Source organism: Bacillus sp. FSL R5-0397, assembly GCF_038593395.1.
Classification (GTDB): Bacteria; Bacillota; Bacilli; order Bacillales; family Bacillaceae; genus Bacillus; species Bacillus altitudinis.
The window spans coordinates 2,635,473-2,652,468 of sequence record NZ_CP151992.1 but is presented as its reverse complement, the minus strand read 5'-3'; the positions used below and the strand labels follow the sequence as shown (position 1 = coordinate 2,652,468).

Here is a 16,996-nt window from a genome sequence, read left to right as displayed (position 1 = left end):
ATACGCGATGTCATGACAATCTTCAATTATTTCAACGAGAAAAAAAGCCGTTCGGATGAGGAACGACTTTTCTCTTGTGATGATTATGCTTTTTTTACTCTTGGACTTCTTGGTTTATTGTACTTATTTGCTTGTTTAATCGCTCTTCGTTCTTCATTTAATGATTTGTACAGAGATACAATCATTAAAATGATGACAACAGAGAACGGTAAAGCAGCAAGTTTGGCTGTGTTTTGCAAGGCTTCAAGACCGCCTGAAAATAAGAGCACTGCCGCAACTGCTGACTGGATAATACCCCAGCTGATCTTTACACTATTGGATGGATTTAATGATCCATAGGTTGTCTGCATTCCGAGAACGAATGTAGCTGAGTCTGCTGATGTGATAAAGAATACCGCAATTAAAATAAGAGCTAGAATCGATGTGATCATTGCCAGCGGATATTCATTTAGTACACCAAAAAGCATGGTTTCCGTAGAAAGGCCTGCAACATCGACAATATTCTTTTGCTGTAAGTCCATCGCAGAAACACCGAAAATAGAGAACCAAAGAAATACAAGGATAGATGGAGCAACTAATACACCAACTAAAAACTCTCGAATGGTTCGTCCACGTGATACACGTGCAATAAAGATCCCGACAAATGGTGCCCAAGAGATCCACCATGCCCAATAAAAGATCGTCCATCCGTTAATCCATTCTCTCTTTTCAGGGTCATTTGGAGATAAGCGAAAGCTCATTTGAACGATGTTGGATAAGTATTGTCCAATAGAGTCAGTAAATGAATTTAAAATATAAACTGTTGGACCTACCAAAAGTAAGAAAAACATCAGAACAGCTGCTAATACCATGTTGATATTACTTAAATATTTAATCCCTTTACCAATACCGCTAAGAGCAGATGCAAGGAAGAGCACCGTCACAATGATGATAATAATCAATTGTGTGCTAAAGGCATTTGGAATGTTAAATAGATAATCCAATCCGCCATTGATTTGTGCTGCGCCTAATCCTAAGCTCGTTGCAACACCAACAACTGTCGCAAACACAGCAATACAATCGATGGTTTTTCCGATCCATCCGTGCGTTTTATCTCCTAAAACTGGCTGCAGTGTTGCACTGATTAAGCCAGGCGCATCTTTTCTAAATTTAAAGTATGCAATGCAAAGCGCAACAATGGCATAGATCGCCCATGCATGAAGTCCCCAGTGGAAAAAAGTATAACGAAGGGAATCACGGAAGGCTTGTGCAGTTTCAGTGTCACCCGTTGGTGATTGAATCGCATAATGACTGATCGGTTCAGCTGCTCCGTAAAAAACAAGTCCAATGCCCATTCCAGCACTAAATAGCATCGCAAACCAAGAAAAAAGACCAAATTCAGGCTCTTCACCTGGCTTACCTAATGTAATTTTTCCGATAGGGCTAAAGATAAAGAATAGGCAAAAGCCGACAAGCAGTGATACGACTAATAAATAATACCAGCCAAAGTCATTTGTAATGTATGTTTGAATTTGATCTGTCACATTTTGCAGTGATTCTGGAGAAAAGGCTCCCCATAGAACGGCAATAAATGTGATAGCAATCACAATCCAAAATACACTTGATACGTTTTTCACACCATCTCACTCTCCTGTTGTTCTACACGTTTAAGCAGAGGATTTTGTTTAATATCCCCTGTCTCAACTATTTTCAAACAAAAAGAGGCGAGTTTCTCACTCGACCTCTATTTTACCGTAACATGTTTTGCTTCCATTTATCAACCATCGATATGTGAAGATGACTTTTCTTCAATTCGTTTGCGCAGACGGTAGACATATTCTTTTAAACAAACTGCGAAAATCGTAAACGCTAAAATAATGGCGACTTTTAACGGGGTAATGGACAGCTTCATAAAGAAAGCGGCTGTCAAACTAATGACAACTGCAAGGACAATCGGAAGTGCGCGTCTAATCATTGAAATCTCTCCTTTACTTCTAGTGCGGCATTCATGCCAGCTAACCTGCCTGTCACAAGTGCTGACGTAATATTGTAACCGCCTGTGTAACCGTGAATATCTAAAATTTCTCCGCAGAAATAAAGACCGGCCATTTTTTTGGATGCCATTTTCTTCGGTTCAATTTCTTTGACAGAAACGCCGCCACCTGTAACAAAGGCTTTATCTAAAGAAAGCGTCCCATTTGCATGGACGATGAAATGCTTACAATCATGAGCAAAAGCGCGCAGTTTATCTTTAGCGAGACCAGAAAATGTCTCCTGCGGATCAATGCCATTTCGTTCTAAAAGGAACAATAAATAGCGCTCTTGCATCCAAGATTTCAGGACATTTTTAATGGCTTTTTTTGGTTCATCTTTTAAATCACGATGAAGTTTTTGGAAAAGCTCCTCGTCATTGAGCTTTGGGTATAAGTCAATTTGAAGACGGACGGCCTGTTGCTTTTTCAGTTCCTTCACAACAAATCCGCTGCATCTCAGAACGGCAGGACCTGATAAGCCAAAGTGTGTAAAGATCATATCCATGACATGAGTGACGACGGGTTTTCCTTTTTTATTTAAAACACTCACGGCCACACTTCTTAATGAAAGACCTTGAAGCACTTTGTCCTTAATAAAACGCTCGTCTGACGTGACGGGTACTTCGGTTGGGAAGAGCTCTGTAATGGTATGACCAGCGGCTTCTGCCCATGCATAGCCATCGCCAGTAGAGCCTGTATGCGGCACACTTTTCCCGCCAACAGCAATGACAACGGCATGACTTGAAATTTTTTCATCATTATTTGTAACAATTCCAGCTGCTTGTCCGTCTTGATACAGAACGGTTTTAATCTTTTCATTCGTTCGAATGGTCACATTGAGCACGCGGAGCCTATCTAATAGGGCATCCACAACAGATTGTGCTTTGTTTGAGACAGGGAACATACGTCCATGGTCTTCTTCTTTTAGTTCAATACCTAGATTTTCAAAGAACGAAATAATATCCTCGTTATTGAACTCAGAAAATGCACTATATAGAAAACGGCCGTTTCCGGGAATATGCTTGATGATTTCTTCTACTGGAAGGCGATTGGTCACATTGCAGCGTCCACCGCCAGAAATGGCGAGCTTTCTGCCAAGTTTGTTTCCTTTGTCAATTAACAGAACCGATGCACCGTGTTCTGCCGATGCAATCGCGGCCATCAGTCCAGAAGGTCCACCGCCAATGACAATGACATCATAATGTTTCATGTTACATTCCTCTTTCTACTTTCAGTCATTTCTCTATTATAACGAAGATTGGGGAAGGCTGAAATATGAATTGATTGGTTTTGTGACTTCTGTATTGGATTTGTTACCTGTGCGATGAAATGATGTGTTAAAATAGTTAAGTTGAATATTCATTAGAAAAATGGTGGTTAAGCGCATGTCTAATAAACTGCTTCGTGGTACGTTGGTTTTAACGATAGGGACTTATCTCTCTCGTATTCTTGGTATGATTTACTTAATTCCATTTAGCGCAATGGTCGGAGCGACTGGTGGTGCGCTATTCCAATATGGATACAATCAGTATACGATCTTTTTAAGTATTGCTACGCTCGGTTTTCCAACAGCGGTATCGAAATTCGTCTCTAAATATAATGCAATTGGCGATTATGAGACAACAAGAAAAATGTTCAGGGCGGGTATGTCGGTCATGCTTGTCACCGGTATTATCGCCTTTTCTATTTTATATTTGACCGCACCGATCTTTGCCAAGATTCAGCTTGGAGGATCGAATGAAACGGGCGGTTTGACGGTCGATCAAGTGGTTTATGTGATTCGGATGGTCAGTTTGGGTCTATTGGTTGTACCCATTATGAGTCTTGTGCGAGGGTTTTTCCAAGGACACTCGATGATGGGCCCGACAGCTGTTTCCCAAGTCATCGAACAACTTGTCAGAATCATCTTCCTATTAACAGCGACGTTTATCATTTTAAAAGTGCTTGACGGCGGTCTTGTTATTGCGGTTGGTTATGCCACATTTGCCGCACTCATTGGTGCGTTTGGCGGTCTATTTACGCTTTATTTATATTGGCTGAAGCGGAAAGATCGGCTTTTGGCAATGCAGCCGAATACAGGGGACTATTCTGGATTATCTTATAAGCAAATGTTTACAGAGCTGTTCAGTTATGCAGCACCCTATGTGTTTGTTGGGCTTGCCATTCCGATTTATTCTTATATTGATACAAATACAATTAACAGAGCGATGATTGCATCAGGACATCAGGATATTAGTACAGCGGTTCTGTCTATTGTGACGTTATATTTACCGAAGCTTGTCATGATTCCTGTGTCACTTGCAACTGCATTTGGTTTAACATTGATTCCTACCATAACGGAATCCTTTACAGCGCGAAATTACAAGCTGCTGAATCGACAAATTGATCAAACGATGCAGGTCATTTTATTCTTCGTTCTGCCTGCTTCATTTGGTATTTCGGCATTGGCTGGACCAGTTTATTGGTTTTTCTATCCGTCTGTGCATCCTGAGATTGGGACTTCTATTTTGTTTTGGTATGCACCTGTTGCGTTACTGTTTTCTTTATTCACCATTAACGCAGCGATTTTACAAGGGATTAACAAACAAAAATTTGCGATCGTCAGTCTTTTGTTAGGGATTATCATTAAAACGGTTCTCAATATCCCGCTGATTAGCTGGTTGCAAGGAAACGGTTCTGTGCTTGCAACGGCATTAGGCTACAGTGCCTCGATTTTGTATATGTTCATCATGATCAAGCGCCATGCAGGCTATTCGTTCCGCAGGATTTTCAAACGGTTTATTTTAATTGGTATTTTAACGGCAATCATGGCTGTAGTGGCTTATGTGACATGTCAGCTTGTGAGTCAAGTCATTTCATATGAAGGCGGAATCATACAAGCGGGTATTGTTATTTTGATTTCAATGATCACTGGCGGCGGTGTGTATATGTTCTTATCTTATAAAGTTGGATTGTTAGAGCGTGTACTTGGCAGCCGGATGCCATCATTTTTAAGAAAAAAGAGTTAAGAAGAGGTGGAGAAGCATGAGGCTTGATAAATTGCTAGCCAATACCGGCTTTGGTTCAAGGAAAGATGTAAAGAAGCTGGTCAAGGCCCGGGCTGTCACAGTGAATGGAGAAGTGGCGAAGCAGGTGAAAGATCATGTCGATCCAAAAAATGATGAAGTGCTCGTGCATGGAGAGCGTGTAGAGTATAAAGAATTCATTTATCTCATGATGAACAAGCCAGACGGTGTCATTTCAGCAACGGAGGATCTGCGAGATGAGACGGTTGTTGATTTACTAGAGCCAGAGGATATTGCAAGGGAGCCATTCCCTGTGGGGAGACTGGATAAGGATACAGTCGGTCTCCTCCTCCTTACAAATGACGGCCAGCTTGCTCATCAATTGTTATCTCCGAAAAAGCATGTCCCGAAAACGTATGAAGTTCATCTAAAATACCCGCTTGGAGATCAAGACATCACTCGTCTTGAAGAGGGAGTTGTGATTTTAGACGACTACCGAACGAAGCCAGCGAAGGTTGAAGTAGATGCCAACCAAGAGGCAGATACACGAATCCGTTTAACGATTACTGAAGGGAAGTACCATCAAGTGAAGCTGATGGCACAAGCAGTGGGCAATGAAGTGATCTTTTTAAAACGACTCTCGATGGGAGCTGTTTCATTAGACGAAGATTTGGCGCCAGGAGAATATCGTGAATTGACGGAGGAAGAGTTAGACAGTTTAATCAATCGTGATTAATATAGAGCAAATGAAAAGAACCGGCATTTTGCCGGTTCTTTCAGCGTGTAGACAAACCCTCGCATTCGTTGTCAGTCCTGCGTGCTGGTGCTCACGAATGTCACATTCGCTCCGCGCCAGTACTCGTCCTTCCTAGACTGCAAAGGTTTTCTATCACGCTGAAAAGAAGACAAAGGGCTAAAATCAAGTTCATTTTAGCCCTTTGTCAGCAAAATGAAAAGAACCGGCATATCGCCGGTTCTTTTTGTTATATGGAAGTTCATTATTCGCTTATGATGATATTTTTACTTTTTTTCTCGTTGTTTCCCATTTGCCTCTGCTTGGACTATGAACAAGATCGTTATAGGCAAGCACGTTTAAGTCTCTTTGGATGGTTCTAGGTGTGATCCCGAATTCATCAACCAGCTCTTGTGTCGTCACAAGACCTTTCTCTTGAATGAACATATAAACTGATTTTATTCGAGTCATCATACGGTTTGTTGAAGGTTTCAAAAAACCACTCCCTATCAATAAGATCGGATGGACTTGACTAACCACAACTTACTACACTAAAACTGCGACATAAGGACATGCAACAATGGTAAATGTTCGTGTTTCTTAATGTTTTATTCTATTATACACGTTATTATGCATCTAGTTCCACCAAAAAGTCAACTTTACGTGTTTTTAAACTTGTCTTCATGAATGAAATTATGGTATATATCATGATTTGAATCCGGTTACAACCCAATAAACACAAGGTGTATAAAGAAAATTGCCACTTAAGAAAGAGTAAAAAATAAACACAGAAAATTTACAAAATAAAAAATCATTCATACAAAAAAGACACATTCAAATGAGAAATGTGTCTTTTTATTTTGGTTATCCTTCTAAGAAAAAGAGCTGCACGAAAAATAAGACGGCAAAAATGAGCACAAGAATATGCACTTCTTTCCATTTTCCTTTTGCCAGCTTCACAAGTGGATATGAAATAAATCCTAGTGAAATTCCTGTAGAGATGCTTGATGTCAGCGGCATGGAAAGAATCACAAGAAAAGCAGGAAATGCTTCGTCAAGCTCATTCCAGCGAATACGTGACACTGAATTCATCATCAAACAGCCGACAATGATTAAGACAGGTGAAGTGATGGACGGCAAAGACGAAATGGCTTGAACGAGCGGACCAAAAAACAAAGCCACAATAAACAATGCAGCAACGGTTAAAGAGGTCAGTCCAGTTCTTCCGCCAGCAGCCACTCCTGATGAAGATTCAATGTAAGCTGTGGTTGGGCTTGTTCCAAACATTGAGCCAATTGTCGTCGCAGCAGAGTCAGCAAGTAAGGCTCTGCGTACTTTTGGGAGCTGACCATTTTTCATTAAACCTGCTTGTTCCGCAACCCCGATCATTGTTCCTGTTGTGTCAAAAATCGTCACAAGTAAAAAGGAGAAGACAACAGCATACAAGTGATGGGAAAATACATCGCCAAACGCAGCGAATGGATTTGTAATCAGCATTCCTTCAGGCAGTGCTGGGGTATCCACTAGCACTTTAGGAAAATGCAGCTGGCCTGTTGCAAGTGCAATTAATGTGGTTGCTAACATGCCGATAAACAGCGCTCCATTCACTTGAAGAACCATTAATATTACAGAAATCATTAAACCAACGAGTGTCAAAATGACAACAGGTGAGCTTAAATTGCCAAGCTTCACAAGATTTTGTGGATCAGCAGTGATGATTCCAGACTGTCTTAGCCCAATGAATGCAATAAATAATCCGATACCTGCTGTAATTCCGTACTTTAAATTATCTGGAATCGCCTCAATGAGTTGTTTTCTAAGGGATGTTAACGATAAAATAATAAAGAGTATTCCAGCAACAAATACCGCACTAAATGCTGTTTGATAGCTGAGACCTCCACCACCGACAACAGTGACGGTGAAATAGACATTCAGCCCCATACCTGGTGCAATGGCAATCGGATAGTTTGCAAAGAGTGCCATCCAGAGGGTACCGACAACAGCAGCGATAATGGTTGCAGTAAAGACTTGGTCAAAAGGAATGCCTGCATCTGAAAGGATTCCTGGATTGACGGCTACAATATATACCATCGTAAAGAATGTCGTCATACCAGCGAGTAATTCTTTCTTTATGTTGGTTTGGTTCTCTTTTAACTGAAACATAAAATCCTCCATTTACGAACATTATTACAAAACAATTAATATAATATTCGTTTTAAGGGTGGATTGCAACCTTTTTTCAAGGAGGAATGGAAAAATGAATTGGGAAGCAGAAGTCATACGAAAAAAAGACAGTTTGATTCAGGATACACAATCTTTTTTACAAATTGAAAGTGTCTTGGATGAAGAAGGCGGCACAGCAGGAAAACCGTTCGGTGAAAAAGTGGATGAGGCTCTTCAGTATATGCTCAAAAAAGGGCAGGACGAGGGCTTCAAAGTGAAAAATGTTGATGGTTATGCTGGTCATATTGAATATGGAGAAGGCGAAGACATCGTCGGTGTGCTATGCCATGTGGATGTCGTGCCTACGGGTGACGACTGGACAACCCCACCATTTTCAGCGGACATAAGAGAAAATAAAATCTTTGCAAGAGGAGCCATTGATGATAAAGGGCCGACCATGGCGGCGTTTTACGCATTGAAAATGTTAAAAGATGCCGGTCTACCGCTGTCGAAAAAGATTCGAATCATCATTGGCACAGATGAAGAAAGCGATTGGCGATGCGTCGATCACTATTTCAAGCATGAGGCGATGCCGCAAATTGGATTTGCGCCAGATGCTGATTTTCCAATTATTCATGCTGAAAAAGGGATCATAGATGCCATCGTATCCTTTACATACGAACAATCAGAAGAAAACAAGCGTTACATCCTCAAGCAATTCACATCAGGCATGCGTCTTAATATGGTCCCAGATGAGGCTCGCGCGATTGTGGCAGCAGCAAATGATCACGATGCTGAAGCATTAAAAACGGCTTTTGCAGCCTATCTTGCGGAAAATCAGTTAACCGGTGAGACAAACCATACAGCAGATGGACTGACATTCACATTAAAAGGTGTATCAGTTCATGCAATGGAGCCGGCGAATGGCACAAATGCGGGCATTCATATGGCTAATTTCTTATGTGCGCATGAATTAGATGAAAGAGGGCTCGCTTTTACATCACAAATAAATGCTTTATTTGATCAAGACACAAGAGGACAAAAACTCGGCATCGCTTGTAAAGATGATATTAGTGGTGACTTGACCTTGAATGTTGGCACAATCCGCTATTCGCAAAACGAAGAAGCGAAGCTTGGGCTGAATGTCCGCTATCCCGTAACAGCGGACGGTGAGGAAGTCAAAAAAGGAATTGAACGAATAAAAGGGGCAGCGATTGAGAAATTTGATGACAGTCCTCCTCATCACGTCTCAAAAGACCATCCACTTGTGAAAACATTACAGCGTGTCTACGAAGAACAAACAGGAGATCCTGCCCATCTTATTGCGATTGGGGGAGGAACGTATGCAAGGTCATTAGAAGCAGGCGTTGCCTTTGGCCCTCTATTCCCTGGAAGACCTGATTGCGCACACCAAAAGGATGAATATATCGAAATCGATGATTTACTACGAGCAACTGCGCTATATGCACAAGCCATGTATGAATTGGCGAAGTAAGAAAGAAAAAGAGAAGAGGGGATTCACCGTGAAAAAAATGTTCTTATGCTCTTCATTCAAAGACAGCTATTCTCTCTTGTCTGACTTTGCAGGCGACACCTTAAAAGGAAAAAGTGTGACATTCATTCCGGCAGCCAGTGAAGTGGAAGAAGTCACGCACTATGTCGATGCAGCAAAAGAAGCCTTTCATCAATTAGAAATGCGTGTAGAGACTGTTCAGCTGACCGGGCAAACGGTTCAGGAGATCACACAGATCATTGGAAAGAATGATGTCATGTATGTATCTGGCGGCAATACCTTTTATTTGCTGCAAGAATTAAGAAAGCACGGGCTCGATCGTGTATTGAAAGAAGAGATCGGCAAAGGCAAGCTGTATATCGGAGAATCCGCGGGGAGTATTATCATGGCGCCAAGCATTGAATACATCTCACTGATGGATGATCAGGAGAAAGCGCTAGAGTTATCTTCCTTTGAAGGATTCAATGAGATCAGCAGCTATCCGGTACCGCATATAAACAATCCTTATTTAGGTGAAGCCGCGCAGCATATCATAGAGAAAGATCAAAATACGCTCTCTTTATGCCCGCTCACTGATGAACAAGTTTTACTTGTGACAGGCGAACAGACTGAGGTCAAGACGGTCTGAGTTGTTCCTTTCAGCGTGTAGACAAACCCTCGCATTCTTTGTCAGTCCTGCGCTCTGGTGCTCACGAATGTCAAATTCGCTCCGCGCCAGTACTCGTCCTTCCTAGGGCTGCAAAGGTTTTCTATCACGCTGAAAAGAAGACAAAGGGCTAAAATAAAGTTCATTTTAGCCCTTTGTCAACAATCTGAAAGGAACAGGAGCATATGCCCTGTTCCTTTTTTAATCTTGAAACACATCACTTGATAAATAGCGTTCACCCGTGTCTGCTGTCATACAAATGACAATGTGATCCTTTGGCATTTGCTTGGCTGCTTCAATGGCTGCATAGCATGCTGCGCCAGATGATGGACCGACTAAAATACCTTCAAGACGGGCGAGCTTTCGTGTGATGTCGTAAGCATCTTCATCACTCACTTGCACAATCTCATCATACACCTGTTCGTTTAAAATATGTGGGATAAATCCTGGACTTGTGCCAACAAGCTTATGTTTGCCAGGTTTCCCGCCTGATAAAACAGGTGACCCCTTTGGCTCTGCCACATGTATCGTCAATTCCGGGAATGCTTTTTTGAGTTCCTCTCCAGTGCCTGTAATGGTTCCGCCAGTTCCAGCAGTTGCGACAAAAGCGGCAAGCGGCTGCCCAATCTGTTGCACTGCATCAATAATTTCTACAGCCGTTGTCCCTCTATGAGCATCGGGGTTCGCACCATTGTCAAATTGCATGGGAATAAAGCTGTTAGGAATTTGAGCAGCTAATTCTTCTGCCTTGCGAATACAGCCTGGCATTTTTTCCTCCCCCGGGGTTAAGACGACCTGTGCGCCGTATGCCTTTAAAATATTGATTCTTTCTTGGGTCATCGTATCAGGCATGATCAGAATGGCTTTGTAGCCTCTTGCAGCAGCGTTCATCGCTAAGCCAATTCCTGTATTCCCGCTTGTTGGCTCAATAATCGTCGCGCCTTTTGTGAGCTTTCCTTGTTTTTCTGCCTCAAGGATCATATTGTAAGCAGCCCGATCTTTTACACTTCCGCTAGGATTAAATGATTCCAGTTTTAAATAAATAGCAGCGCCATGTTCTGGCTGAAGGCGCTGTAATTTTACAAGTGGTGTATGACCTATTAATTCAGCTATATTTTGTGCAACCTTCATCATGTGACACCCTTTCTTCTCATTCCGCATTACTTTAGTTATACTATCATCAATGGGGATTCGTAAAGTTTGTTAAAAAGGACAGGTGAAAATATGGCCGAAAGCCGTCATTATTTTATCGGGATTCCAATCCCTGAACAACTCGCGTATCAAATGAAAGCGGATATAGACAAGAGGAGCGGACTTTCCTTTCAAAAATGGACAGCACCCATTGATTATCATGTCACCCTTGTGTTTTTAGGTGCGATTCCAGAGGACCGTTTAAATAAGATATCTGAGCTACTTGCACAGCTGTCTCCTGAGGTGTCTGCTTTCCCGCTGAAGCTGAATGAAGTAGGGATATTTGGCCAAAAGGAGCGGCCGAGAGTCTTTTTTGCAAAGCCTAGTGAAAGTAAGCCTTTGATGGATCTAAGAGAAAAGGTGAAAGCAGCCGTTTTGACAGCAGGTCATCCTGTCGAAAAGAGACCCTTTCATCCACATATGACGATTGCGCGCAAATGGAATAGGGAACAGTCCTATATAGAACAAGCACCCTTACGGAAAGAACCATATTCGATGGAGGTTTCTAGTATCGCTTTATTTGAAATCCGTCTAAAAGAAACCCCGCGTTATCACGCGATCAAACAATTTACACTACATAAATGATTCTAGAGGTTGGAGTGAGCAGCAGATGGCGCAAATTATTAAAATCCAAGATTATATATCACGATATGAACAAGACCCGCATCATTACATCAATCAGTTTATTCGGTTGAAAAAACAAAGATGGGACGAGTTAAAAAAGGCTTCCAAAGAGCAGGTGCAAAAGCAGGCTGACCAAGCCATCGAGCAAGCACCTGAACAAGAGGAAGAAAAGAGAAAGAAATTCTCCTTAAAAAGAAAGCAAAAAGAAGCCGATATGAAAAAGGAACGGGACCTGAGTCTTTTTAACGAGCCAACAGATATAGAACAAGGTGTCTTTACAAACGTTCCTACCGATGAAACGAAGCTGATTCACTTTTTTAAAGATCATCTTTACGATGTTCAGTTAAAATGGGCCAGCTCGACGATCTCTCATATTTCAACTGTCTCCCATCACATTCGCTATGATGAAAAGCTGCGGATGCTTGCAAGGCAGCTGCCAGATTCTTATTTTGTGATGTACAAGCCGGTGCTGCTCATTCAAAAAGCTGAGATGGAATTGTGTCCAGTGCTCATTACACCGCTTGAAGTCATCTGTTTATCTTTCTTAGAAGCAGAGCCAGACAGCGTATATATTGGATCGAAGGAACGTTTTTGGGAAAAGCGGGCGACGGGAAAATCTGTTCAATCCGTTTTAAACCCTTGTGCAAGCCTTCTTCGCTCTGGAACTGTTGTGTCAAAAATTTTACAGCAAAGTGGTGTAGAGCTTCCTGTGAAAAAAATCCTCATCAGCCGCACCTCGTATATTGATTTGCCCGAAGTTCCATTCGGGATGGAGGTTGTCGATAAGAAGAAAGCGGAGGATTGGTTTGACAAGCAGCGGAAAAACACGGCGCCGACAAAGCACCAGCAATTCAAAGCGACAAAGGCATTGCTTGCTTATGGTGAATCAGACAGCAAAAGAAGGCAGGAATGGCTCGATTAAAGGCATATCAAGGTCACCAAAAAATGAGACCTGAGTGGAGCTAATATATGAATGAATGGTACTTTATTGTCAATCCAGCAGCAGGACAAGGAAAAGGACTCCGCACTTGGAGAAGCATAGAGAAAGAATTACAAAAGGTAGAGATCTCATACAGATCGTTTCTTACCCAGCATGAAGGACATGCCGAAGTTTTGGCGAGACAAATTAGCGCTATGCAAGACGACAGATTGAAACGGCTGATCGTCATTGGCGGTGACGGCACATTTCATGAAGTACTGAATGGTTTAAAAGAAATTGATCATGTGCAGCTAAGCTTTGTCCCAGCAGGTCATTGGAATGATGCTGCGAAGGGGCTGGGCATCCAGCGTCATGATGTGATCAAAGAAGTGAGAAAACAAAAGAGGATGCTGACGAAAACATTTTCTCTCGGTTCCTTTCAAGATCATGCAGAAAGTCCGCAATCTGTTCTTTTTCTCAATCATATTGGTGTTGGTTTTGATGCGCATGTCTTGAAGAGAACGGTCCATTTTAGAGGGAAAAAGTGGCTCAACCGACTCAAACTCGGATTTATCATCTATCCGCTGTCCTTTCTACATTCGTTATGGTCTTTCAAACCGTTTGACCTTGCTCTTTTTATTGAAAATGAGAGAAAAGTTTTTCGCCAAGTGTGGTTTGTGATCGTATGTAATCACCCATATTATGGAGGTGGGCTGGAAGCAGCGCCGGAAGCAAGTGCGAGGCAATCAGGATTTCAAACAATCGTTGTCACGGATTTGAATCCATTGAAAGTCCTCTTATTTTTAAGTGCAATGGTTTTTAAAAAGCACCTTGTAATGGAGGGAGTCACCCTTTTTCAGCATGAAGAAGCCTACTTGGAGGCAGATGAAAAAATCCTATTTCACGCTGATGGAGAAGTGATTGGCGCCACTCCAGTGTTTGTTAAGGCTAGTGAGCGATCGTTAAAATTACGTGGCTAAGAAGCAGCCAGTGTGCGCACGAGCAAAAGAAACATGAAAAAAGACTTCCCTTTTCATAAGGTTCTTGTCCTGTTTTTCTAGTTTTGCTTGACGAGTATAAGAAGGTAGCGATAAAATCTATAGGACGGCTATTGTTTAGCATCTCATTCTCAATAGCTGTCCTTTTTGTTTTTATGATCATATAAATAAAAAATAAACAGCCAATTGATCTCAATCGGCTGAATTTTGTCGACTAAAAAAGCATGATTTAAAATATTTTAAGAAATGATGGGTTGAAAATTGATATGAACTGGTTGGGACAAATATTAGGTAGCGAATGGCACATCTCTCCTGCTGGAGGCGCTACGGGAGATGCGTACTTCGCAACACACAATGACCAAAAGCTATTTTTAAAACGCAATACGTCACCGTTTCTTGCGGTTTTGTCAGCTGAAGGCATTGTGCCGAAGCTTGTCTGGACAAAACGGATGGAAAATGGGGATGTCATTACTGCGCAGCATTGGCTGAGCGGCAGAGAGCTGAAGCCAAAGGACATGAATGACCGTCCTGTAGCGGAGCAGCTAAGAAAAATTCATACATCAAAAGAGCTGCTCGATATGCTGAAACGATTAGAAAAGCACTCGCTTGACCCGGCATCGATCTTGATGCATCTCAAGGCATCGATCTTAAAAGAGCAGATTGACTCACATGATATCACGCGCGCCATCCAGTATTTAGAGAAACATGTGGAGGCAGTTCATTTCGAGGATAAGGTCGTATGCCATTGTGACCTCAACCATAATAATTGGCTGCTGACAGATGAAAACCAGCTCTATTTAATTGATTGGGACGGGGCAATGATTGCGGATCCAGCGATTGATCTTGGACCGCTCTTATACCATTATGTTGAAGAAGAGAACTGGGAAAGCTGGCTCTCTATGTATGGTGCTCCGCTGACCGACAACTTGCGAAAACGCATGGCATGGTATGTGCTGGCTGAAACCGTCTCGTTTGTCGTTTGGCATAAAAGAAAAGGAAATGAAAAGGCGCAAAAAGAAGTGCAAGCCGAGCTACATGCACTCTTAAAACGGTTAAACATCCATTAAGACAGTGGAATGTTCTCGACCCAGTCAGATAGATGCGATTGATGCGCTTCGATATGTGCATCAATTGAACTGACAGAGGTACCTTTTTGGCTGTAATCATAAATATCTGTTAGCAGCTGACGAACGTCAGCATCCAAATCTTCTTTTGCCAGCATTAATTGAATCACGCGTCCCACCTGTTCATATTCTGCAACAGTCCCGCAGCAATCCAGCTGGTGATCAGTTAAAATATCTTTGATTAATTGAAGCTGATGTTGGCGGTTTAATCCCATACGTATGCTCCTTTCAGGGCGTGTCATTTATGTGGTTAAACTGTGCATTCAGCTTTGATTTTATACATGAAGCAGACCAGCCCAATTAGCAGCTGGTCTTTTTCATATGTGCGGATAAGATGCTGTCTTGCGGCTCTTTATGTTTCATGGTATCTTGATAAAATGTAAAGAAAATAGAGGTGTATCAAATTGAGAATGCGACATAAACCATGGGCGGATGATTACTTAGCTGAAAATGCTCATATTGCTTTAGCCAACCCTGAACAATACAAAGGGAAATGGCATGAGCTGTTTGGAAATGATCATCCAATCCATATCGAAGTCGGTACAGGAAAAGGGAGTTTTATTGCCGGAATGGGCAAGCTTCATCCTGAGTTGAACTATATCGGCATTGAATTATTTAAAAGTGTCATTGTGACGGCAGTCGATAAAATCAAAGAAACAGATGTAGAAAACGTAAAGCTTCTAAACATCAACGCAGAGACACTGACAGATGTCTTTGCGGAAAATGAGATTGACCGGGTGTATTTGAACTTCTCTGATCCGTGGCCAAAATCAAGGCATGAAAAACGTAGGTTGACGTTTAAAGCCTTTTTAAAGCGATATGAACAGATCCTCCGTCCAGGCGGTGAATTACATTTCAAAACCGATAACCGCGGACTATTTGAATATTCCTTGAAAAGCTTTTCGTCTTACGGACTCCTTTTAACATATGTGAGCCTTGATTTACATGAGGATGGTCTCGAAGGAAATGTCATGACAGAATATGAAGAGAAATTCTCTTCCATGGGACAACCGATCTATCGATCAGAAGTGAAATTCCCTGAATAACAAGCGAACAAAGCTGGCTGCAACGAACGATTGCGGTCAGCTTTTTTTGATAAAAAGATTAGCACATGCGATTTTCCTTTGTATTTGCTACGATAGAAAAAGGAGGGATGACAGCAATGGAGACAATGAAAATAGGTGAAATGGAACTGTTCTGGTTAAATGGGGGAGATACACACATGGATGGCGGTGCCATGTTTGGCGTGGTGCCAAAGCCATTATGGTCAAAAAAATACCCTGTGAATGATCGAAATCAAATTGAATTACGGTGTGATCCAATGCTCATACGGTGGAACGGTCTTCATCTGTTAGTAGATTCCGGCATCGGGTCAGGGAAGCTGACAGAGAAACAAAAACGCAATTATGGCGTCACAGAGGAAACGAAAATAGAAGAATCACTTGCGGCTCTCGGTTTGCGCCCATCTGATATAGATTACGTCTTAATGACTCATTTGCATTTTGATCATGCAAGCGGGCTGACAAAACGTGAAGGCGATGAGCTCGTGTCTGTTTTTCAGCAGGCAAAAATCATCACGTCCAAAATTGAATGGGACGAAATGAGAGCGCCGAACATCCGCTCAAGAAATACATATTGGAAAGAAAACTGGGAGCCTGTTGCCGATCAAGTCATGACATTTGAAGATAGCATCGAAGTAACAGAAGGCATTCGCCTGCATCATACAGGTGGACATAGCAATGGGCATAGCATCTTAACGCTCACAAGTCAGGGAGAAACAGCTATTCATTTAGCGGATATCATGCCGACACACGCTCATAAAAATCCGCTTTGGGTCTTGGCATACGATGATTATCCAATGACCTCGATCCCGGCGAAGCAAAAATGGCAGGCATTTGCCGAAGAAAACAATGCATGGTACTTGTTTTATCATGATGCCATCTACCGTGCTGTAAAGTGGGATGAAGACGGGGCAATGACCCATGAGGTCAAAAGAGAAACCGGAAGATAAAAGATCATCTGTATGTTTTTTCACCTTTCACACAAAATAACGACAAAATGAACTTGT

General features: G+C 42.0%; 17 protein-coding genes. 10 read left to right on the top strand and 7 right to left on the bottom strand.

Features of this window, described 5'->3' with window-relative positions:
* Window positions 1-83: 83 nt before the first annotated feature.
* The 3 genes from NSQ70_RS13525 to NSQ70_RS13515 all read right to left on the bottom strand — a co-directional run bounded on the left by NSQ70_RS13525 (window position 84) and on the right by NSQ70_RS13515 (window position 3,222).
* Window positions 84-1,616, bottom strand: coding sequence for a BCCT family transporter (locus NSQ70_RS13525; RefSeq protein WP_041093413.1), 1,533 nt, complete (start codon window positions 1,614-1,616; stop codon window positions 84-86).
* Between the two features lie 140 nt (window positions 1,617-1,756).
* Complete coding sequence (locus tag NSQ70_RS13520; RefSeq protein WP_056705471.1) at window positions 1,757-1,954, bottom strand: hypothetical protein; 198 nt, start codon at window positions 1,952-1,954, stop codon at window positions 1,757-1,759.
* Window positions 1,951-3,222 (bottom strand): NAD(P)/FAD-dependent oxidoreductase, encoded by a 1,272-nt coding sequence (locus NSQ70_RS13515; RefSeq protein WP_073415770.1) that lies wholly within the window; start codon window positions 3,220-3,222, stop codon window positions 1,951-1,953. The genes NSQ70_RS13520 and NSQ70_RS13515 overlap by 4 nt, the downstream gene beginning before the upstream one ends.
* A 175-nt stretch (window positions 3,223-3,397) precedes the next feature.
* Between NSQ70_RS13515 and NSQ70_RS13510 the strand changes: the two genes are divergently transcribed.
* Both NSQ70_RS13510 and NSQ70_RS13505 read left to right on the top strand, forming a co-directional pair.
* A complete protein-coding gene (locus NSQ70_RS13510) occupies window positions 3,398-5,020 on the top strand; it encodes a polysaccharide biosynthesis protein (RefSeq protein ID WP_017358331.1) in 1,623 nt (540 codons plus the stop codon).
* A gap of 16 nt (window positions 5,021-5,036) precedes the next feature.
* Window positions 5,037-5,753 (top strand): pseudouridine synthase, encoded by a 717-nt coding sequence (locus tag NSQ70_RS13505; RefSeq protein WP_138278893.1) that lies wholly within the window; start codon window positions 5,037-5,039, stop codon window positions 5,751-5,753.
* Window positions 5,754-6,023: 270 nt separating this feature from the next.
* Here the strand turns inward: NSQ70_RS13505 and NSQ70_RS13500 are convergent, their stop codons facing one another.
* The gene (locus NSQ70_RS13500) at window positions 6,024-6,245 is read right to left on the bottom strand and encodes a DeoR family transcriptional regulator (RefSeq protein ID WP_008356419.1); all 222 of its coding nucleotides are present in this window, start codon (window positions 6,243-6,245) and stop codon (window positions 6,024-6,026) included.
* A 369-nt stretch (window positions 6,246-6,614) separates the two neighbouring features.
* Window positions 6,615-7,913: an NCS2 family permease gene (locus NSQ70_RS13495; RefSeq protein WP_017358329.1), complete on the bottom strand. Its 1,299-nt coding sequence runs from the start codon at window positions 7,911-7,913 to the stop codon at window positions 6,615-6,617.
* A 94-nt stretch (window positions 7,914-8,007) separates the two neighbouring features.
* Between NSQ70_RS13495 and pepV the strand changes: the two genes are divergently transcribed.
* Together pepV and NSQ70_RS13485 are read left to right on the top strand one after the other, a co-directional pair.
* On the top strand, window positions 8,008-9,408 hold the full coding sequence (gene pepV, locus NSQ70_RS13490) for a dipeptidase PepV (protein ID WP_138278891.1): 1,401 nt from the start codon (window positions 8,008-8,010) through the stop codon (window positions 9,406-9,408).
* Window positions 9,409-9,436: 28 nt separating this feature from the next.
* Window positions 9,437-10,054, top strand: coding sequence for a Type 1 glutamine amidotransferase-like domain-containing protein (locus NSQ70_RS13485; protein ID WP_024719292.1), 618 nt, complete (start codon window positions 9,437-9,439; stop codon window positions 10,052-10,054).
* Window positions 10,055-10,273: 219 nt separating this feature from the next.
* On the opposite strand, the gene cysK is transcribed toward NSQ70_RS13485, so the two are convergent.
* On the bottom strand, window positions 10,274-11,206 hold the full coding sequence (cysK, locus tag NSQ70_RS13480; protein WP_161630746.1) for a cysteine synthase A: 933 nt from the start codon (window positions 11,204-11,206) through the stop codon (window positions 10,274-10,276).
* A gap of 90 nt (window positions 11,207-11,296) precedes the next feature.
* Between cysK and thpR the strand changes: the two genes are divergently transcribed.
* From thpR to NSQ70_RS13460, 4 genes are all read left to right on the top strand, one after another.
* Window positions 11,297-11,848 (top strand): RNA 2',3'-cyclic phosphodiesterase, encoded by a 552-nt coding sequence (gene thpR / locus NSQ70_RS13475; RefSeq protein ID WP_024719290.1) that lies wholly within the window; start codon window positions 11,297-11,299, stop codon window positions 11,846-11,848.
* A 25-nt stretch (window positions 11,849-11,873) separates the two neighbouring features.
* Window positions 11,874-12,809, top strand: coding sequence for a hypothetical protein (locus NSQ70_RS13470; protein ID WP_144680017.1), 936 nt, complete (start codon window positions 11,874-11,876; stop codon window positions 12,807-12,809).
* Between the two features lie 47 nt (window positions 12,810-12,856).
* Window positions 12,857-13,786, top strand: coding sequence for a YegS/Rv2252/BmrU family lipid kinase (locus NSQ70_RS13465; protein ID WP_007501831.1), 930 nt, complete (start codon window positions 12,857-12,859; stop codon window positions 13,784-13,786).
* Between the two features lie 284 nt (window positions 13,787-14,070).
* Entirely contained in the window at window positions 14,071-14,871 is an 801-nt protein-coding gene (locus NSQ70_RS13460) for a phosphotransferase family protein (protein WP_025207816.1), read from the top strand.
* On the opposite strand, the gene NSQ70_RS13455 is transcribed toward NSQ70_RS13460, so the two are convergent.
* The gene (locus tag NSQ70_RS13455) at window positions 14,868-15,143 is read right to left on the bottom strand and encodes a YtzH-like family protein (protein ID WP_024719286.1); all 276 of its coding nucleotides are present in this window, start codon (window positions 15,141-15,143) and stop codon (window positions 14,868-14,870) included. The genes NSQ70_RS13460 and NSQ70_RS13455 overlap by 4 nt on opposite strands.
* Window positions 15,144-15,332: 189 nt before the next feature.
* Between NSQ70_RS13455 and trmB the strand changes: the two genes are divergently transcribed.
* Window positions 15,333-15,974 (top strand): tRNA (guanosine(46)-N7)-methyltransferase TrmB, encoded by a 642-nt coding sequence (trmB, locus tag NSQ70_RS13450; RefSeq protein WP_039168409.1) that lies wholly within the window; start codon window positions 15,333-15,335, stop codon window positions 15,972-15,974.
* 116 nt (window positions 15,975-16,090) lie between these two features.
* A complete protein-coding gene (locus NSQ70_RS13445; protein WP_035391091.1) occupies window positions 16,091-16,939 on the top strand; it encodes an MBL fold metallo-hydrolase in 849 nt (282 codons plus the stop codon).
* The last annotated feature ends 57 nt before the right edge of the window (window positions 16,940-16,996 follow it).

Bases quoted from the DNA above. Each gene is read 5' to 3' on its own strand.
- NSQ70_RS13505 (WP_138278893.1), top strand. From the start codon at position 5,037: ATGAGGCTTGATAAATTGCTAGCCAATACCGGCTTTGGTTCAAGGAAA.
- NSQ70_RS13520 (WP_056705471.1), bottom strand. From the start codon at position 1,954: ATGATTAGACGCGCACTTCCGATTGTCCTTGCAGTTGTCATTAGTTTG.
- NSQ70_RS13465 (WP_007501831.1), top strand. From the start codon at position 12,857: ATGAATGAATGGTACTTTATTGTCAATCCAGCAGCAGGACAAGGAAAA.
- cysK (WP_161630746.1), bottom strand. From the start codon at position 11,206: ATGATGAAGGTTGCACAAAATATAGCTGAATTAATAGGTCATACACCA.
- NSQ70_RS13495 (WP_017358329.1), bottom strand. From the start codon at position 7,913: ATGTTTCAGTTAAAAGAGAACCAAACCAACATAAAGAAAGAATTACTC.
- NSQ70_RS13445 (WP_035391091.1), top strand. From the start codon at position 16,091: ATGGAGACAATGAAAATAGGTGAAATGGAACTGTTCTGGTTAAATGGG.
- NSQ70_RS13515 (WP_073415770.1), bottom strand. From the start codon at position 3,222: ATGAAACATTATGATGTCATTGTCATTGGCGGTGGACCTTCTGGACTG.
- pepV (WP_138278891.1), top strand. From the start codon at position 8,008: ATGAATTGGGAAGCAGAAGTCATACGAAAAAAAGACAGTTTGATTCAG.
- NSQ70_RS13510 (WP_017358331.1), top strand. From the start codon at position 3,398: ATGTCTAATAAACTGCTTCGTGGTACGTTGGTTTTAACGATAGGGACT.
- NSQ70_RS13470 (WP_144680017.1), top strand. From the start codon at position 11,874: ATGGCGCAAATTATTAAAATCCAAGATTATATATCACGATATGAACAA.
- NSQ70_RS13460 (WP_025207816.1), top strand. From the start codon at position 14,071: ATGAACTGGTTGGGACAAATATTAGGTAGCGAATGGCACATCTCTCCT.
- NSQ70_RS13455 (WP_024719286.1), bottom strand. From the start codon at position 15,143: ATGGGATTAAACCGCCAACATCAGCTTCAATTAATCAAAGATATTTTA.
- thpR (WP_024719290.1), top strand. From the start codon at position 11,297: ATGGCCGAAAGCCGTCATTATTTTATCGGGATTCCAATCCCTGAACAA.